This is a genomic window from Streptomyces sp. ERV7 (assembly GCF_001653515.1).
In the GTDB taxonomy this organism is placed as follows: Bacteria; Actinomycetota; Actinomycetes; order Streptomycetales; family Streptomycetaceae; genus Streptomyces.
The window spans coordinates 19,028-37,030 of the sequence record NZ_LYOY01000051.1; the positions used below are offsets into that span (position 1 = coordinate 19,028).

Genomic DNA, 18,003 nt, shown 5'->3' on the forward strand with positions numbered 1-18,003 from the left:
CCGTGCCTGCCGGGTACGGCCTGCCTGCGGGGGCTTCTGCGGAGCGCCGCCGCGGATCGAAGGGGGTGTGATCCACGGCGACTGAAGACGACCGAGCTCGGGTCAATGAGGGGTCGTGTCTCCGACTATGGCAGACGGGGGGCCTTCACGCCAAAAGTTCTTACTCGGACAAACTTCCCCATACCGTCATAGTTTAGCTGTGAATCGTAGGTGAGCTAGAGCACGCACCTTCTAAATGCTGAATAAGTATCGGTATCAGTGAGTGATTCATCGAACCGACCGTCGCGATCAGTGGCGTGTCTCCGGCGACCCGTAAAGGTCCTGAAATGGGTCAATCATTACCTTCCGCCCGTCGTGGCACTTAACTGTCCATGTGCTCAATCCATCTCCCCGTGGGGTCGACCGCCGCAGCGCACTGCGTGCCGGGGCGGGGGCGGCCGTAGTGGGGGCCTTCGCGGCCGGCTGCACGGACGACGAGGGCGGCGCGGGACCGCCGCCCACCGACCTGCGGCGGGTTCGCGGTGCGGGACACGGACGCGTCAGCGGCTCGGGACCACCGAGACGAGGTCGCGTCCCGCGGGGGCCTCGGGCACCGGCGGGATGGCCTCGCTGGCCACCGTCGGCCGCTGCCACTTCGGCGGGTGCCAGGGCTTGCCGCCCTCGGCCGGGCGGCCGAGGTTCGCGTGGACCGCGCGGGCGACGGCCTCGATGGTGTTGACGCCCTGGTCCATCGAGCTGTTGTCCTCGGTGAGGACGGCCAGGGCGTAGTCGTGGCCGCCGTCCGTGAAGGCGCCGATGCTGTGCACCCGCCAGCCGTGCGTGGCGCGCGGCAGCCAGCCGTTCTTGACGTGCACGGTCGTACCGCCCTGGACGCCCGCGGGCGTGCCCCAGCGCTGGCTGGCGATGACGCGGTTCATCAGGCCCAGCTCGTACTCGCGGGCGTCGTCGCTGAGCACCGAGTTGCGGGAGGTCAGCAGCGCGAGCAGCTTGGCCTGGTCGCGGGCGGTGATGCGGGTCAGGCCCCAGTAGCCGTCGGCGCCCGGCGTCGTCTGGGTCATCCCGGCGGCCTTGAGGAAGCCGGACACCTTGGAGGTGCCGAGCTGCTTCCACAGCGCCGACGTCGACTCGTTGTGCGACTCGGTGATCATCCTGGTGGCCAGGGCGCGCTCGTTGGAGGTGAGCGAGCGGTGCTGCTTGCCCGCGTCCCACAGCAGCGTCGCGAGCACGGTGGCCTTGACCACGCTCGCGGAGTCGAAGGTGTCGGTCGCCCGCAGCTCGCACTTGGTGCCGGTGGAGCGGTCGTACAGCGCCACGGCCGTCAGCGACGAACGGCCGCTGAGCGCGGAGGTGATGTCCTTGGACAGCTTGGCCGCGAGACCGGCCTTGGCGGAGGTGCAGCTCACCGTCGTCGCGGCGGCGGCCGGCGCCGCACCCGCGGCCACCGGCGCGAGCACGCCCGCGGCGACCGCCACGGAGAGCGCGCCGCGGCGGGCGCGGCGGGATATCCGGGCTGTGCGGAGTTGTCTGGGCAAAGCGTCCCCGTCCCCTGTAAGTCGTGAGGTGGGCGCACCACCGTGGCGCGCCCACCTGAGATGACTCGTCGAGGACGGGAAAGTTGTGCCTCGAAATCGTTGAACTCTGTCACAGCTCTGTCACTGGCGGACACCTACCGACCGATACCGGACGGTTACGGGCCAGATACGGGCATCACAGATGAGTCGGGGCGAACATCTTCAGCACGGCCGGCAGCACCAGCACCGAGGGGCCGGGGGTGGCCAGGGCCTTGGCGAGGTCGGCGGCGAGGCTCTCCGGGGTGGTGCGGGCGGCCGGTACGCCGAAGGACTCGGCAAGGGCGGTGAAGTCGGGCCGGGCCAGCTCGGTGCCGGTGGCGCGGCCGAAGGCGTCGGTCATGTACTCGCGCAGGATGCCGTAGCCGCCGTCGTCCACGATCAGCCAGGTGACGTCCAGATCGTGCTGGCGGGCGGTGGCGAGTTCGGCGATCGAGTACATGGCGCCGCCGTCGCCGGAGACGGCGAGGACGGGGGTGCCGGGCTCGGCGACGGCCGCGCCGAGGGCGGCCGGGAAGGCGTAGCCGAGGCCGCCGGCGCCCTGGGCGGAGTGCATGGTGTTGGGGTGCCCGGCGTCGAAGGCCGACCAGGCCCAGTAACCGAGGACCGTCATGTCCCAGAAGGACGGGGAGCGGGGCGGCAGCGCCGAGCGGATCGAGGCCAGGAGCGACTGCTCAAGGTCCAGGTCCTGGCCGGCGAGGCGGGCCTGGACCTCGGCGAGGACCATCTGCACCCGGGCCGGGGCGTACGGGTCCTGGCGCTCGCCGACGGTCTCCAGAAGGGCCTGGAGGGCGAGCCGGGCGTCGGCGTGGATGCCGAGGGCGGTGTGGTTGGACTCCAGCTTGCCGAGGTCGGCCTCGATCTGGATCACCCGGCCGCCGGGGAAGAAGGTGTGGTAGTTCGAGGACAGCTCACCCAGGCCCGACCCGACGACGAGGAGGACGTCGGCGTCCTCCAGGAAGTCGGTCATGTGCCGGTCCTCCAGCCAGGACTGGAGGGAGAGCGGATGGTTCCAGGGGAAGGCGCCCTTGCCGCCGAAGGTGGTGACGACGGGGGCGTTCAGGCGCTCGGCGAGCTGCCGGAGCTTGCCGGAGGCGTCGGACCGTACGACACCGCCGCCCGCGATGATCACGGGACGGGCGGCGTTCTCCAGCCAGTGGGCCGCGAGGGCGGTCAGCTCGGGGCGCGGCGCGAGCTCGTGCGGGGTCGCGTCCACGCCCGTGACCTGCGGGATCACGGTCTCGGCGCGGAGCACGTCCTCGGGGATCTCCACCCAGACCGGGCCGTGCGGGACGGTCAGCGCGGACTCCCAGGCGGCGGCGATCGCCGACGGGATCTGGGACTGGGTACGAGCGGGGTGCACCGACTTCACGACGTCGCGGAAGGACGCCGCCTGGTCGCGCAGCTCGTGCAGATGGCCCTGCCGGCCGCCGCCCAGACCCGCCACCGGGACCTGGGAGGAGATGGCCACGACCGGGGCGGAGGCGGCGGCCGCCTCCTGGAGGGCGGCCAGCGAGGTGAGCGCGCCGGGCCCGGTGGAGAGCAGCAGCGGGCGCCGCCCAGACCCGCCACCGGGACCTGGGAGGAGATGGCCACGACCGGGGCGGAGGCGGCGGCCGCCTCCTGGAGGGCGGCCAGCGAGGTGAGCGCGCCGGGCCCGGTGGAGAGCAGCAGCGGGGCCGCCTCGCCGGTGATCCGCCCGTAGGCGTCGGCGGCGAAGCCCGCGTTGTTCTCCATCCGCAGCCCGACGAAGGTCAGGTCGGAGCGGCGCAGGGCGTCGAAGACGCCGAGCGCGTGCTGGCCGGGCAACCCGAAGACGGTGGTGGCGCCGAGTCCCTGGAGGGTCTCGACGACGAGGTCGCCGCCGATGCGGCCGGGCGGCGGATCGAGGGCCGCCTGCGTCTGGCGTGGCGTGGGTCGAAGCACCAAGTCGTGGTGGTCGTGGGTCACTTCGCGTCCTCTCCCCGGAGCCGGGCCTGCCGCCGGGCAGCCGAAACGTCAGCCGCCCGGCGGCAGGTGAAGGTCACTTCCCGGTCTGCCCCGTGCCTTCGGCGCGGCTCGCGGCGATCTGGCGGCTCATGATCGTGGTCAGCTCGTACGCGGTGTGCGAGGCCGCGACCGAGGTGATCTCGGCGTGATCGTACGCCGGGGCGACCTCGACGACGTCGGCCGAGACCAGGTTGCAGGAGGCCAGGCCGCGCAGGATCTCCAGGAGCTCGCGGGAGGTCATGCCGCCCGCCTCCGGGGTGCCGGTGCCGGGGGCGTGCGCCGGGTCGAGGCAGTCGATGTCGATCGAGATGTACAGCGGGCGGTCGCCGATGCGCTGGCGCAGCTGGTCGGCGACCTCGTCGGCGCCGCGGCGGTAGACGTCGGCCGAGGTGACGATGCCGAAGCCCATCTTCTCGTCGTCGGTCAGGTCCTGCTTGCCGTAGAGCGGGCCGCGGGTGCCGACGTGGGAGAGCGCCTCGGTGTCGAGGATGCCCTCCTCGACCGCGCGGCGGAACGGGGTGCCGTGGGTGTACTCGGCGCCGAAGTAGGTGTCCCAGGTGTCCAGGTGCGCGTCGAAGTGGAGCAGCGCGACCGGGCCGTGCTTCTTGGCGACCGAGCGCAGCAGCGGCAGCGCGATGGTGTGGTCGCCGCCGAGCGTCATCAGCCGGGCGCCGGTGCCGAGCAGGTCGTCGGCGGCGGCCTCGATGGTGTCCACGGCCTCGTTGATGTTGAACGGGTTGGCCGCGATGTCACCGGCGTCGGCGACCTGGGCGAGCGCGAACGGCGAGGCGTCCTGTGCCGGGTTGTACGGGCGCAGCAGCCGGGAGGCCTCGCGGATGGCGTTGCCGCCGAAGCGGGCGCCCGGGCGGTAGGAGACACCGCTGTCGAAGGGCACACCGACCACGGCGACATCGGCGGTGCCGACCTCGTCGAGGCGGGGCAGCCGGGCGAAGGTCGCGGGGCCGGCGTACCGCGGGATGCGGGACGAGTCGATCGGACCGCGCGGCGTTTCGTTGCTGCTCATGTCGGAGTGCCCTTCGTGATCGGCCTGCGTACGGGCCCGACGGCCCGTGGTTCCTCCGGGCCGGTGCGGCCCACGCTCGCCACCCTAGGTGGCCGTCCAGCGATACTGAAGTGTACGTTTCCTCCACTTACGGCCCCTCTGATGTACGGAGTGCCCATGCCTGCCGAGCCCGCGGCGGCCCCGCCCACCACTCCCGTCCCGCTCTCCGCCCTCCTTGCCCGCGCGGACCTGGGCCTGCGGCACATCGCCGGGCCGCCGGAGGCCGCCGTGCACGGGGTGCACGCCTCGGAGATGGCCGACCCGTATCCGTATCTGCTCGGCGGCGAGCTGCTGCTGACGGCGGGCGTGCAGCTCACCGACCCCGGGCGGTACGCGGCACGGGTCGCCGAGGCCGGGGCGGCCGCGCTGGGCTTCGGGCTCGCGCCGGTGTACGACACCGTCCCGGCCGGGCTGGTCGCCGCCTGCGAGCGGCACGGGCTGCCGCTGGTGGAGGTGCCGCCGCCGACCACGTTCACGGCGATCGCCCGCGCGGTGTGGGGCCTGCTGACCGAGGCCCGCCACCACGAGCTGCGCCGGGTCTCCCGGGCCCAACAGGCCCTCGCCTCGGCCGCCGCCCACCCCGACCCCGTTCCGGCGGTGCTGCACCAGCTGGCGACACGCCTGGGCGGCTGGGCGGCGCTGCTCGACCCGGAGGGGGCGGTGGTGCGCTCGGCGGGCCCCGAGCCCGTTACCCCGACCCCCGTTACTTCGGCGACAGCGGCGAGATCAGCGCTGCCTTCCGGCCCTCCACCGCCCCGCCGGACTTCGTTTCCGCGCCCGTCGCCTCGTCCGGTCCGAACCTGGCGGGCGGCACCGCGTACCACTACCTGTCCACGACGATCTCCACCAAGGGCGATTACGGTCTGTACCGCGTGGACATGGGCCCGGAGGTCGCCGGTGCCAACACGCACTTCCACAAGGCGATGTCGGAGTCGTTCTTCGTCCTCTCCGGCACCATGCGGCTGTACGACGGCGACCGCTGGGTCAACGCGACCGCGGGCGACTACCTCTACGTACCCCCCGGCGGGCTCCACGGCTTCCGCAACGAGTCCGGCGACCCGGCGTCCATGCTCATGATCTTCGCCCCCGGCGCGCCGCGCGAGGAGTACTTCGAGGGCATCACCCGCCTGGCCGACCTCACCGACGAGGAACGCGCCCAGTTCTTCCTCCACCACGACAGCTTCTTCGTACCGGACAACTGACCCCCACCGGCGGGTACGCGAGAATCACGGCATGGTGATCTCCGCGCGTGCCCTCAACCGTGCCACGCTCGCCCGGCAGTTGCTGCTCGGGCGCGAGCCGCTCGATGCCGTGGAGGCTCTGCGGCGCGTGGTCGCCCTTCAGGCGCAGCAGGCCGCCTCGCCGTACATCGCTCTGTGGAACCGGCTGCGCGACTTCGATCCGGCGCGGCTCGACGCGGCGCTGGCCGACCGCCGGATCGTGAAGGCGACCCTCATGCGCCTCACCCTGCACGCGGTGCATGCCGAGGACTACCAGGGCTTTCGCGAGGCCATGGAACCGACGCTGCGCTCCTCCCGGCTCGGCGACGCGCGCTTCCGCTCGTCCGGGCTCACCGGCGATGACGCCGACGCCCTGGTCGCCGGCCTCCTGAAATACACGGAAGAGCAGCGCAGCAGCGCCGAGTTGGGGGACTGGTTCGAGAAGCGCCTCGGCCGGCCCCTGGAGACGGGGGCGCAGCGGATGCTGCGGCAGTACGCGCCGCTGTGGCACGCACCGACGGGCGGGCCCTGGTCGTTCACCCACCGGCTCTCGTACGTCGCGGCCGCCGAGCGGCCCGCCCTGGGGGATCCCGAGGCGGCCGACAAGGGCCTGCGGACCCTGATCCTGCGCTATCTGGCGGGCTTCGGGCCGGCGTCGTCGGCCGACATGGCGCAGTTCGCGCTGGTCCACCGGCCGCGGGTCAAGGCGGCCGTGAACGCCCTCGCGGACGAGCTGGAGCAACTGGAGGGTCCCGACGGCACGGTGCTGTACGACCTTCCCGGCGCGCTCCGGCCGGAGGAGGACACGCCCGCCCCGGCGCGGCTGATGGCGATGTGGGACAGCGTCCTGCTGGCGCACGCCGACCGCAGCCGCGTGATCCCGACCGCCTACCGCAAGCATGTGACCCGGGTGAACGGCGACGTACTGCCCACCCTGCTGGTCGACGGCCAGGTCGCCGGAGTCTGGCGCGCCGCCGACGGCGGCATCGAGGCCAGTGCCTTCCATCCGCTGCCCAAGCACGTCTGGGAGGAGCTGGCGGGCGAGGCCCGGTCCCTCGTCGCCTTCCTCGCCGCCCGCGACCCGCGTGCCTACGCCCGCTACGACCACTGGTGGACCAAGGGCGTACCCGCCGCCGAGACCCGGCTGCTCCCCGGCGACTGACCCGGCGCCCACGCGCACGCGCACGGCGGGGCGTGCGTTTCCCCGTTTCCCGTTCGCACGGTCAGCGGGAAACCCGTCGACGCCACCGGGGGCGAGGGCGAGGCTTGGGCCCACGGAGGCTCACCGGCGCATCCGTTCATCGGCCCGTCCGTCCCTCGCCTCCCTCCACGCGTCGCCTCACCCGCTCATCGAGGAGTTCCATGAAGCTGCGTTCCTGGTCGTCGACCGCCGCCCTTTCGCTGATCGCCGTACTCATGCCGGCCTCGGACGCGCTGGCGGCCCCGGCCGCGGCGGCCGTGCCCTCCTGTACCGGCGGATCGATCTGCTTCTTCACCGGATCCGACTACAACGGCCGCAGCTGGGAGTGGGTCGCCAAGGACGGGTACCACGACATGCCCGCCGACTTCCACGACAAGGTGGGCTCGTTCGTGGCGAACACCGACGGTTGCTTCATCAACTGGGACCCGAAGGAGACCCGGGTGGTGCGCAACGGCGACAACCGGATCAACTACCGCAGCGACTTCGGCGGCCGCATCGACGGCGTCGGCAACACCTGCTGAACCGGCTGCCGCGCCCGCGGCCTCATAGGGACGCCGCCGCGTTCGTGGGCCGGTCCCCCTCCAGCGCGTCGGCCAGCTCGGTCCGGCGTCGGATCCGCAACTTCCGGTAGGCGCTGGTCAGATGGGTCTCCACGGTGCGGCGCGCCAGATGCAGCAGATCGGCGATCTCGCTGTTGGTCAGGCCGTCGGCGGCCAGTTCGGCGATGCGGCGCTCGCTGCCGGTCAGCGACCCGGGGCCGGTGTGCACCACCACGGGGCTGCGGGCGCCGCTCTGGTGCAGGGCCTGCCCGACCGCGGTGGCCATGCCCACGGCGCCCCTGCCCTCGGCCAGCTCGGCCGCCTCGCGCAGGCAGTCGCGGGCGTGGACGCGTTCACCGGCGGCATGGAGCTGACGGCCCTGGGCCAGCAGGGCCCGGACCAGCTCCATGCCCGTGTCGGCGGACGCCGACCGCAGGGTCTCCACGGCCTCCTCGGCCAGCTCCAGACCGCGCCGGCCCCCGGTGGCGGCGCCCAGTACGCGCAGGGCGCGGCCCACCGTGCGCGGGGTGTTCCACACCCGGGCCAGCCGCAGCTCCTCCGCCGCCAGGGTCAGCGCGTCCGCGCCGCCGCCCAGCGCCAGCCGGCACTGCGCCGCGGCCGTGCGCCACGGGGTGACGATCGGGCTGAGCACATCGCGGGCGGACTGGCGGCGTCCGCACTCCAGGAAGTCGTGCAGCGCGCCCGCCGGGTCGCCGGCGGTGACCCGCAGCGCGCCGCGCGCGTAGAGGAACCGGTTCAGCTCGAAGTTCGCCGTCGGGTCGTGCAGGTCGAACCCGGCGGCGAACCGTTTTGCCTCGTCGAGGCGGCCGTTGTGGACGAGCGCCAGCAGAGCAGTGGCGTCCCGGTTGGTCGGGCTGGTGCGGGACTCCACGGGGAGCTGGGGCGGAGTGCCGTCGCCGAAGTGGTCGGAGAGCAGTCGGTCGGCATCGCCTCGGGAAGCGGCGATGTCGGCGCGGGTGTTGAGGAGTGCGTGCCGCATCGGATGCAGCAGGAGCGGGTGCTGTCCGGAGAGACCGTGGTCGACGAGCCGGTCCGCCTCGTCGAGTTCGTCGGCCCACTGGGCCACCGCGGCCGCCGTCCCCAGCAGGAACGGCTCGGCGAGCGGGTCGGTGGGCTGGGCGAGCAGGTCCCGTATCCGCGTCATCGCCTCCTGGGCCGAGATCAGCGCGGCCGTCGCCGCGTACCGCACGAGCAGGGCCTGCCCGGCGGTGCCCACCAGCTCCGGGGAGTACTGCGCCGCCTCGCACAGCCACCGGTAGACCTGCTGGCGGGTCTCGGGGTCCGCGTCGGACATGAGGGCGGCCGCGGTCTGCACGGTACGGGCCAGGTCCGGGTGGTCTGAGGAGAGCCGGCCCTCCGTGCGGCGCAGGACCTCCAGGGCCGTACGGATCTCGCCGCGGCTCACCAGGGCGGTGCCGAGGGCGACAGCGGTACGCACCCGGGTCCGGGGCTCGGCCGCCAGGTGGTGCGCCTCGGCGAGGCGCGCGATGGCCGCCGGGACGTCGGACGACGCGTAGTGCAGGGAGCCCAGTTCGGTGAGCAGCCGCTGTCGCAGGCCGTCGGGGAGTGGTTCGTCCAGGGCGCGGCGCAGATAGTCGACGGCGTCCTCGTGCCGGGCGTCGTGCATCGCCACCGTCACCGCGTCCCGCAGCACGCGCACCACCCACGGCAGATCGCCGCCCGGCACCCGCAGCAGATGCCGGGCGACCGGCTCGGCCCGCTCGCCCCGGCGCATCATGGCCCGCGCGGCCGCCCGGTGCGCCGCCTGCCGGCTCGCCTCGGGCCAGCCGGTGAGCACCGCGTCGCGCAGCAGGGGATGCGCGTAGCGGGGGCGGCCGGTGGCGTCGGGACGCAGCAGGCCGAGCCGCGTCGCCGCGGTGAGCCAGCCGGCGATCCGGACGGGGTCGCCACCGGTTGCCTCGGCCAGGAGGTGCACCGGATCGCTCGCCGCCTCGTCGGCGCCGTCCGCCGAGGGGTGCCCGGCTGCCTCCTGACCGCTCGGGTCGTCCACGGTGGTGCCCACGGGGTCCACCGGCCACGCCTGTTCCAGCGCCGCCAGACAACGGGCCACCTCGGCCGTGGCGGGACCGGCGCTGTGCAGCCACCAGGCGACGGCCGCCGGATAGGACCCGGGATACAGCTCGGCGCAGGTCTCGGGCACGGGCGCGGGTCCGCCGTCCCCGGGAGGATCGTGCCGCTGGGCGTCGCCCAGGTCGTCGAGAAGGGCGTGCAGCAGCAGCGGACTGCCCGCGGCGGCGCGCACACACGCCGCCGTCCACTGTGGCCCGGCCCCCGGGAAAGCCTCCCGGACCAGGTCGTCGGCCGCCGCGTTGCCGACCGGGGCGAGGGTGTGGGTGCGGACGAGGGAGGGGGGCAGCGGCTGGGTGAGTCCGGCGGGCCCTGCCTCGATGTCGTACTGGCTGCGCTCGGTGGCCACCACCAGGACGGGTAACCGGTCGACACGCCGGGCCGCGTCGCGCAGCCAGCGGCACGAGGCGGCGTCGGCCAGGTGCACGTCGTCGACGGCCAGCAGCAGCGGGCCCCCGTCGGCGTACGAGCGCAGCAGCCGCCACAGCCGGTCCGCGGTGCCGTGCTCGTCCTCGGCGGGCGCGAGGCCCGTGAACTCCGGTACGGGGTCCAGCAGACGCAGCACCGCGGCGAAGGGCACCGCGGTGTCCTCCGCCGAGCAGCGCACGCGCAGCACCCGCAGACCGCGCCCTTCGGCGTGTTCGGCGGCCGCCTCCAGCACGGCGGTACGGCCGGTGCCCGTGGCGCCGCGCAGCACGACCAGCCCGCCGGTGCCGCCCCGGGCGCGCTCGGTCTCCTCCGCGACCAGCGCCTGGGCGCGGTCGCGTTCGCGGAGCGGTCCGCTCATCGGTGCCTCCTGATCCTGTGCCTCCTGATCTTGGTGCTTCCCCCTGGTTAGACGCGGGAAGGCCGCCGGAAGTGAGGGTGAGATGGGTCACGCGAGGCGAAGTGGGATGCCTCGGGGCCCTGTTCGCGGGGGCGGCGCGAAGCTCTCGTGGTGTGTCTCGTGGTGGTCCACGATTGCGCGCGCCACCACGGCCGAAGAAGGGTGAGGGCAAGCCATTCGCTGCCGGACGCACTCGTACGGCAGGCTCGTGAACAGGGGAAACGGTTGCTCAACTCACCACGGACCGCGGTCGCGTCCGATACGGGAGAGGGCGGTGCGGCCCGTCGGCGCGTCGCGGTGGCGGTCACCGCCCCGGACCCGATCAGCCGCGAGGGAGCCGTCAGCCAGTTACGCCGGCACCCGGAGATCGAGCTGCGCGAGAAGACCGGTCCCGACACGGTCGCCCTGTTCATCGAGAACACGCTCGACGAGGCCGCGCTCAGCAGGCTGCGCCGGATCGTGCGCAGCGAGGGCGCGCGGGCCGTGGTCGTGGTCGACGCGATCCGTGAGACGGAGCTCCTGGACGTCGTCGGGTGCGGCATCGGCGCCATTGTGTGGCGCCACGAAGCCACCGCCCACCGCCTCGTGCAGGCGGTCCTCGCCGCCTCCCGCGGCGACGGAGACCTCCCGGCCGACCTGCTCGGACGGCTCATCAGCCAGGTGGGCAGCCTGCACCGGGGCACGGAGGGCCGCCTCGGCGCCCCCTCGCTGGGCCTCGTACCGCGCGAGGTGGACGTACTGCGGCTGATAGCCGACGGCCTCGACACCGGGGAGATCGCCGGCAAGCTGTCGTACTCCGAACGCACCGTCAAGAACGTCATCCACGCCCTCACCACCCGGCTGCATCTGCGCAACCGCGCCCATGCGGTGGCCTACGCCCTGCGGGAGGGCTACATCTGACCGAACGGGCAAGCCGCGGCGGCCTTGTGGGGCCGCAGGGGCAAGGACCTCTGCCCGGCCGTCGGTCCGGCCGTGCCTGCGGGCGGGGCGTCGCGCGAGGCACGATCGGTGGGAGAAGGCGGACAGCGAGGGAGCCGGCGGACCGGCATGGCGGGAGCGCGAGCGTGATCCACGAGGTGGACGAGGTACTCAAACGCCTCCTCGGCGGGGGAGCGCTGGCCGGCTCCGGCATCGACGTGTCCTTCGAGGCACCCACCCGGGACTGGGCGGCCCGGCGCAACGCCCCCGTGGTCAACACCTATCTGTACGACATCCGGGAGGACACCGAGCGGCGCCAGCGCGGTCAGATGCCGGTGCGCGACGAGCGGGACATCGTGGTGCGCCGCCGCCGGCCACCGCGCTGGTTCCGCCTGTCGTACCTGGTGACGGCCTGGACCAAGACCCCGCATGACGAACACCGGCTGCTGTCCGCCGTACTGGCGACCCTGCTGCCGCACGAGCTCGTCCCGTCGGCCGAACTCCCCGCCTCCCTCGCGGCGCTGGGCCTGTCGGTGCCGGTGACGGTGGCAGGCAGCCGGACGGAGTCCCGCTCGCTCGCCGAGATCTGGTCCGCCCTGGGCGGCGAACTGAAACCGTCCCTCGATCTGGCGGTGACCGTGCCCTTCCCCTCCTATCCGGAGTACGACGCCGGGCCTGCGGTCACCGAGGGGGCGACCGTGCGGCTGCGCGGCCCCGACGACGGTCCACCGCAGTCCTCCGAGCGCTCCCACCGGCCGCACCAGGTGGCCGCCGCCCGCGCCGCCCGTGACGCCGCCGCCGCTGACAGCGCGGACGCGCGGTGAACGCCCGGTTCGCCGGGACACCGGCCGCCGTCCACGGCCCACCGGTGCCGGGACCGCACGACGACCCCGCCCACGCGTTGGTCGCCCGCCTCGCCGTCCTGCGGGAACAGGTGGCCGCGCTGGTCGCGCACCGCGCGGCCACCGACGCCACCGCCGAGGACCCGCTGCGCGGCCTCTACCTGTCCGACGAGGCCGTGCACCACCTGCTGCACACCACGGCCGACGGCGTCTCCGGCATCGCCGTCCCCTTGACGGACACGGGCCATGGCGCACCGCCGTCAGCCGCCCTCGGCTTCTCCGGCGGTCCCGACGGCCGCGCCCACCACGACCCCGCCGACCGGCTGGCGCGGCTGGCCGAGCGGACGGGGCTGACCGAGTGGGACACCACTGTCCTGCTCATCGCCCTCGCCCCGGACATCGACCGCACCTTCGAGTCGCTCTACGGCTACCTCAACGACGACGTGAGCCGGCGCCGCGCCACCGCGGGCCTGGCCCTCGATCTGTGCGGGCTGCCCGCGTCCACGGCGGGAGCACGTGCCCGCCTCCACGCGTCGGCGCCGCTGCGCGCCCTCGGGCTGCTGGAGGACGAGGAGCCCGAACGCCCCTTCCTCAGCCGTGTGTTGCGCGTGCCCGACCGGCTGATCGGCCATCTTCTCGGTGACGACACCCCGGACGCCGCCCTGATCGGACGGCTGGACCCGCTGCCGGACCCCCTGCCGGCCGCCCCCGGCACCGAGGACTTCACCGACCGGCTGGCCGCCCGGCTGCGTACCGGCCCGCTCCTCGCCTATCTGCGCGAACCACGCGAGGGGGACGGCCTGGCCGCCCTCGCCACCGCCCTGCGCGCGGCGGGCCTCGACGCGCTGCGCTGCGCGGACCCGGCGGAGCACGTTCCCGAGCTGCTGCGCGAGGCACGTCTGAGCGGGCGGGCCGTCGTCGTGCCGGGCCTGCCCGAACGCCCCGGCGAGCTGGTCCGGGCGCTCACCGCCGCACCGGACGTGACCGTACTGCTGACGGACCCCCGCCCCTACGACCCGCACTGGTCCCCGCACGACCCGCTCGTCCTGGAAGCCCCGGGCCGCCGGGCCGGGGGAACGGCCGCCTGGCAGGCCGCGCTGGGCGCGGACGCCGACGGCTTCGACCTGGCCGCCACCGTCGCCCCCTACCGCCTCGGCGGCGACCGCGTCCAGCGGGCCGCGCAGGCCGCCCGCGCCCTCGCGGCCTTCGAGGGCACCCCGGTGACCGCCGCCCATGTGCGCCGCGCCGCCCGCCGCCAGTCGGCCTCGGGTCTGGAACGGCACGCCCGGCGGATCCGGCCCGACGTGGACTGGCGGGACCTCGTCCTGCCCGAAGGGCCCCTCACCCAGCTGCGCGAACTCGCCCTGCGCGCCCGCCACCGCGACCGCGTGCTGGGCGACTGGCGGCTCAGCGCGGGCGGTGGACGAGGCAGGGGCGTCCTCGGTCTGTTCGCGGGCGAGTCCGGCACCGGAAAGACCCTGTCGGCCGAAGTGGTCGCGGCCGACCTCGGCCTCGACCTCTACGTCGTCCAGCTGTCCTCCGTCGTCGACAAGTACGTGGGCGAGACCGAGAAGAACCTGGAGCGGATCTTCACCGAGGCCGACCGCACCGACGCCGTACTCCTCTTCGACGAGGCCGACGCCGTCTTCGGCAAGCGCTCCGAGGTGAAGGACGCGCACGACCGTTACGCCAACATGGAAAGCGCCTATCTGCTCCAGCGCCTGGAGTCCTTCGACGGCATCGCGCTGCTCACCACCAACCTGCGCGCCAACATCGACGAGGCGTTCACCCGGCGTTTGGACCTGGTGGTCGACTTCCCGTTCCCCGACGCCGGGCAGCGCCTGGCCCTGTGGCGGCACGGTCTCGTGCACGTCCCCTCCGCCGACGGCATCGATCTGGCCCCGCTGGCGCGGGACTTCGAGATGGCCGGCGGGTCGATCCGCAGCGCGGTCGTCTCCGCCGCGTATCTGGCCGCCGGCCGCGGTGACGAGGTCACCGCGGCCGACCTGCTGGAGGGCGCCCGCCGCGAGTACCGCAAGGCGGGCCGGGCGGCGCCGATTGAGCAGGCGGGATCGGGCCGACCAACGTGGGGTTCCGGCCACCACGCGCGGGGAGTTGTCCGCGATCTCTCCCGGAAATGTCCGTGATCCGTAACAGACGCATCCCTTCGCCTCGATGTCTCGTCCTGCCAGGTGGTCGCAAGGCGACCGGGGATCGGCGAGGAACTGCGCAAAGGGGCGGACATGGCACGGCACGGCGGCGGGCGGGTCTGGTACGGCAAGGTCGTCGGGGCGGCGATCGGGGTGACGATGCTCGCCACGGGTGCCTCGGTATGGACCGCGCAGGCCGGTGGCGCGGGCGAATCGTCACCGAAGGCGACCGCGCCGACCAAGCCGGCCAGTGACGTCAAGCCGGTCGAGACGAGCATCGCGCACGCCTCGGAGGCGGGAGCGCGCGGCGTCAACATCACCATCGACGACGGCCCCGACCCCCGGTGGACCCCTCAAGTGCTCGACCTGCTGCGGGAGTACGGGGTGAGGGCCACGTTCTGCATGGTGGGGACGCAGGCGCAGGCCCACCCCGACCTCGTGAAGAAGGTGGTCGCGGCCGGGCACCGGCTGTGCGACCACTCGGTGTCGCACAACACCGCCATGGACAAGAAGTCCCAGGCCTACCAGTCACAGCAGATACTCGACGCCGAACGCATGATCACCGAGGCGTCCGGGGGCGTACGGCCGATGTACTACCGGGCGCCCGGTGGGGCCTTCACCCCCTACAGCCGCCAGCTCGCCGCTTCCCGGGGCATGCGCCCGCTGGGCTGGAACGTGGACAGCAAGGACTTCGAACGCCCGGGTACGAACGCCATCGTCGCCACCGTCGAGCGGGAGCTGCACAACGGACCGACGCTCCTCTTCCACGACGCGGGCGGCGACCGCACGCAGACCGTCCAGGCCCTGCGCCGCCTCCTCCCTTGGCTCAAGGAGCAGGGCTACTCCTTCGGCTTCCCGGTGCGCTGAACCGAACGCCGACGCGATGGCGAGGGCCGTGCGCCGTCACTGGAGGCAGGTATCCGCACGCGACCGATGGCGACGGCGAGAAGGGCCACGGTCAGGCACACGGCCACCACGGCAGGGAGCACGTACGCGTCCAGGCCCTCCTTGCCGGACAGCAGAGGATCAGCACTCTGCGCCAGAGCCTGAGGAGTCCACGACCTGATGGAGTCCACGGCCGCGAGGCCGGGCAGCACCCCCAGGAGCACCCCGAGCGAGCAGCCGACGGCCGCCAGCACGCTCCGCAGCATCGAGGCGATGGCTGCGACGGTCGCGACGGCGAAGGCCAGAGCACAGTCCACGCGGGCTACGACGCCGGGGATTCCACGCTCGCCGTGGTCCATGACCGACTGAACTCGCACAAACCCCTTTGAGGTTCTTCACGTCCGCTCGGGTACGGCCTGGGTGTGGAGGGTCGCGTCGGGGGCCAGTCGGGCGAGGACGGGACGGTTGGCGGAGTCCGTTGCCAGGGAGGCCGCGCCGACCACGGCCCCGGGGACGGTGTTCCAGCGCGGGAGGCGGCCGGTGCCCAGGCGGGCCAGGCTCGTACTGCCGTCGTTGTCGCGGGCGGCCAGAAGCACTCCGCCGGGTATGGGCTGCAGGGCGAGCGGGCCATAGCCGCGGCTGCCCAGATTGACGCGTTCGTCGCGCCACCTGTCGCCGTTGGCCGGGAGCGTGCGGACCAGCGGACGGGCCGTCCTGGCCTCGCGGAAGGCGAGGAGGAGCGAACCGTCGGGCCGGGCCAGCGCCGTGGGCGGATCGGCCGGTGCGGGCAGCCCGGTGGGGACGAGGACGAAGGGTCCCCCCGGCTTCTGCTGCGCCCAGTGGCAGACGGTGCGGTGTCCGGCGCCGAAGACGTGGACAGCCCCCTTGGCGTCGGTGACGGCGCTGAGTCCTTCTTGGACTTCGGCGCCGCCCAGGTCCCTCCAGTCGCTCCAGATACCGTCGGCTCGCTGGGTGCGGACGGAGACGCCCTTGGCCCAGTTGCGTGCGAACAGCCAGGTGGTGCCGTCGGCGCCGCGGGTCACGACGGGCCCGCCGACCCGGCGGGCGCGCTCGGGGTCGTGGTCGGGGGCGCCCAGTGAGCTCCATGCGGGGAACGGTCCGCCCTGGCGCGGCTGCTCCGTCGTGACGATCTCGCGGCGGTTGTCCTTCGCTCCGGGGCCGAGGGAGACAACGCGCTCGGCGAACAGCTGTCGGCGTCCGTCCTTCGTCAGCAAGGCAGTCAGGCCCGGCAGCAGCCCCTTGCCGGCCAGCAGCTTCGGCGCTGTCCACTTTCCGCTGCCGGGCTCGGTCTCCTGCCACATGGCGGCCTGCCCGCCGAGGACGGCGAACGCGGTCAGCCGCCCGTCCGGTGCCTGCCCCAGCTGCGGGGCGGCGGTGGGGTAGCGCAGCGAGGTGCGCTGGAGCCAGCCGGTGCCGTACGAGCGGTCCCGGCCGACGTCGTAGTCTCCGCAGCCGCCGGACGCCTTGTTGTCACAGCCCTTCGGGGAGCCTCCGTAGGCGTTGAGGACGTTCGCCTTGCCGCGGACGATCTGCGCCGGGAGCGCCTGCGGCCAGCGCTCGTTGTAGTAGCCGCGGAAGGCGGTGACGGCGTGCGGGGCCCGGTAGCGGTCGAGGGCCGCGTAGGTGAACAGCGCGGTGGCGGTGTGGTCGGGGTGGTCGGAGTAACCGCGCTGGTCGTGGTGGGCGCGGTGCTTCGCGTCGTGGACCTGCAGGTCCGGGTCGGGGTCCATGGTGCGTACGAGCGTGGGCCGGTAGCTGTCCATCAGGTAGGCCAGCGTGTCTATCAGCCCGGCGCGGGTGACCTGGTGTGATGCCCGCACGGGGGAACCGGTGCTGATGAGGGTCGGGGTGACCGTGTGGGGGGTCTCCCAGAGATGCCGCAGGTCACCGTTGGGGGTTGTGCCGCGCGAGGAGTGCTGGGACACGCCGAGAAAGATCAGTCGGATGCCGGGGCGGTGGCTCAGGACGTCCACTTCGATGGGGGTGCCGTCGGGCAGGGCGGTGGCCTGCCTCGCCCACGGTGCCCTGGTGTCACCGGTCGCCATGAGCGCGTACGCCTGGCGCAGGCCCTGCCTGCGGGCACCGGCGTAGTCGGCGACATTGGGCTTGGCGGACGACTTGCGGCCGGGGACCTTGTTGCGGCCGTCGGCCTCACCGCTGGTCACATAGACGCTGACGAGCTGGTCGTTGGCATCGATGGACTGCTGGAGATCGGGGTTCATGAAGTACAGGTCGTCGTCCGGGTGGGCGAGGATCTGCATGACCCGGGCACCGCTCGCACCGTCCCGGGACGCCTGCACCGTGCCGCGCTTGTGGACCGTTGGGGCGGCGAGCGTCGACGAGGCGGGAGTGCAGGCCGATATCGCCGCGGCAAGGGCTATGAGGCCGGCGATGAGGGCGCGGCGAGCAGGCTGTGACGGCACAGGGGATCTCTCACAGGTGGGCGGGCAGTTCGTACGGGCCGGGGCGCGGGACACGAAAAGACGTGCACCGGCACGGCGGTCTGCCCGAGGCACAGCACGGCGTTGACCGGGGTCGGTGAGACTTCGTCGAGCCGATCAGTGGCGCTGGGTGCGAGCAACCGTGGAGACGCTACAAAGAGCGCACGTAGGTATTCCCTCGGCTGTGTAACGACTGTCCGGACATTGCCGTGCGAAGCTGTTAAGTCGCCG

14 protein-coding genes and 1 pseudogene are annotated in these 18,003 nt (G+C 73.3%); 8 read left to right on the top strand and 7 right to left on the bottom strand.

Going from position 1 to position 18,003, the window contains the following annotated elements; all coding sequences use genetic code 11:
- Positions 1–539: 539 nt before the first annotated feature.
- From A8W25_RS22990 to speB, 4 genes are all read right to left on the bottom strand, one after another.
- On the bottom strand, positions 540–1,532 hold the full coding sequence (locus tag A8W25_RS22990; protein WP_420708434.1) for a serine hydrolase: 993 nt from the start codon (positions 1,530–1,532) through the stop codon (positions 540–542).
- A 175-nt stretch (positions 1,533–1,707) separates the two neighbouring features.
- On the bottom strand, positions 1,708–3,039 hold the full coding sequence (locus tag A8W25_RS22995; protein WP_420708513.1) for a thiamine pyrophosphate-binding protein: 1,332 nt from the start codon (positions 3,037–3,039) through the stop codon (positions 1,708–1,710).
- Positions 2,937–3,518 carry a thiamine pyrophosphate-binding protein gene (locus tag A8W25_RS35795; RefSeq protein WP_079126323.1) on the bottom strand — a complete coding sequence of 194 codons (582 nt, stop codon included), beginning with the start codon at positions 3,516–3,518 and terminating at the stop codon, positions 2,937–2,939. The genes A8W25_RS22995 and A8W25_RS35795 overlap by 103 nt, the downstream gene beginning before the upstream one ends.
- 73 nt (positions 3,519–3,591) lie before the next feature.
- Positions 3,592–4,581, bottom strand: coding sequence for an agmatinase (gene speB, locus A8W25_RS23000; protein WP_067159301.1), 990 nt, complete (start codon positions 4,579–4,581; stop codon positions 3,592–3,594).
- Between the two features lie 156 nt (positions 4,582–4,737).
- Between speB and A8W25_RS33610 the strand changes: the two are divergent.
- The 4 genes and pseudogenes from A8W25_RS33610 to A8W25_RS23015 form a co-directional block, all read left to right on the top strand.
- Positions 4,738–5,376, top strand: a pseudogene (locus tag A8W25_RS33610) (PucR family transcriptional regulator ligand-binding domain-containing protein); the annotation flags it as partial.
- Positions 5,346–5,822 (top strand): cupin domain-containing protein, encoded by a 477-nt coding sequence (locus A8W25_RS33615; RefSeq protein ID WP_234386612.1) that lies wholly within the window; start codon positions 5,346–5,348, stop codon positions 5,820–5,822. The pseudogene A8W25_RS33610 and the gene A8W25_RS33615, both read left to right, overlap by 31 nt.
- Before the next feature lie 31 nt (positions 5,823–5,853).
- Positions 5,854–7,002 (top strand): winged helix DNA-binding domain-containing protein, encoded by a 1,149-nt coding sequence (locus tag A8W25_RS23010; RefSeq protein WP_067164511.1) that lies wholly within the window; start codon positions 5,854–5,856, stop codon positions 7,000–7,002.
- 200 nt (positions 7,003–7,202) lie between these two features.
- Complete coding sequence (locus tag A8W25_RS23015) at positions 7,203–7,562, top strand: peptidase inhibitor family I36 protein (protein ID WP_067164513.1); 360 nt, start codon at positions 7,203–7,205, stop codon at positions 7,560–7,562.
- Between the two features lie 22 nt (positions 7,563–7,584).
- Here A8W25_RS23015 and A8W25_RS23020 read toward each other — a convergent pair whose 3' ends face one another.
- The gene (locus A8W25_RS23020; protein ID WP_067164515.1) at positions 7,585–10,476 is read right to left on the bottom strand and encodes an AAA family ATPase; all 2,892 of its coding nucleotides are present in this window, start codon (positions 10,474–10,476) and stop codon (positions 7,585–7,587) included.
- 264 nt (positions 10,477–10,740) lie between these two features.
- Between A8W25_RS23020 and A8W25_RS23025 the strand changes: the two genes are divergently transcribed.
- From A8W25_RS23025 to A8W25_RS23040, 4 genes are all read left to right on the top strand, one after another.
- Positions 10,741–11,415 (top strand): helix-turn-helix transcriptional regulator, encoded by a 675-nt coding sequence (locus tag A8W25_RS23025; protein ID WP_067164517.1) that lies wholly within the window; start codon positions 10,741–10,743, stop codon positions 11,413–11,415.
- A gap of 164 nt (positions 11,416–11,579) precedes the next feature.
- Positions 11,580–12,257, top strand: coding sequence for a DUF4255 domain-containing protein (locus A8W25_RS23030; protein WP_067164519.1), 678 nt, complete (start codon positions 11,580–11,582; stop codon positions 12,255–12,257).
- Positions 12,258–12,301: 44 nt separating this feature from the next.
- Positions 12,302–14,422, top strand: coding sequence for an ATP-binding protein (locus A8W25_RS23035; protein WP_234386614.1), 2,121 nt, complete (start codon positions 12,302–12,304; stop codon positions 14,420–14,422).
- A 96-nt stretch (positions 14,423–14,518) separates the two neighbouring features.
- Positions 14,519–15,292, top strand: a complete 774-nt coding sequence (locus tag A8W25_RS23040) for a polysaccharide deacetylase family protein (protein ID WP_067164521.1) — start codon at positions 14,519–14,521, stop codon at positions 15,290–15,292.
- Here the strand turns inward: A8W25_RS23040 and A8W25_RS23045 are convergent.
- Both A8W25_RS23045 and A8W25_RS23050 read right to left on the bottom strand, forming a co-directional pair.
- Entirely contained in the window at positions 15,265–15,627 is a 363-nt protein-coding gene (locus tag A8W25_RS23045) for a hypothetical protein (protein ID WP_158942678.1), read from the bottom strand. The two genes, A8W25_RS23040 and A8W25_RS23045, sit on opposite strands and share 28 nt — an antisense overlap.
- Positions 15,628–15,705: 78 nt before the next feature.
- Positions 15,706–17,754 (bottom strand): PIG-L family deacetylase, encoded by a 2,049-nt coding sequence (locus tag A8W25_RS23050; RefSeq protein ID WP_067164524.1) that lies wholly within the window; start codon positions 17,752–17,754, stop codon positions 15,706–15,708.
- Between the last annotated feature and the right edge of the window lie 249 nt (positions 17,755–18,003).

Coding starts and splice junctions, on each gene's coding strand:
- speB (WP_067159301.1), bottom strand. CDS start 4,581: ATGAGCAGCAACGAAACGCCGCGCGGTCCGATCGACTCGTCCCGCATC.
- A8W25_RS23010 (WP_067164511.1), top strand. CDS start 5,854: ATGGTGATCTCCGCGCGTGCCCTCAACCGTGCCACGCTCGCCCGGCAG.
- A8W25_RS23015 (WP_067164513.1), top strand. CDS start 7,203: ATGAAGCTGCGTTCCTGGTCGTCGACCGCCGCCCTTTCGCTGATCGCC.
- A8W25_RS23020 (WP_067164515.1), bottom strand. CDS start 10,476: ATGAGCGGACCGCTCCGCGAACGCGACCGCGCCCAGGCGCTGGTCGCG.
- A8W25_RS23040 (WP_067164521.1), top strand. CDS start 14,519: ATGGCACGGCACGGCGGCGGGCGGGTCTGGTACGGCAAGGTCGTCGGG.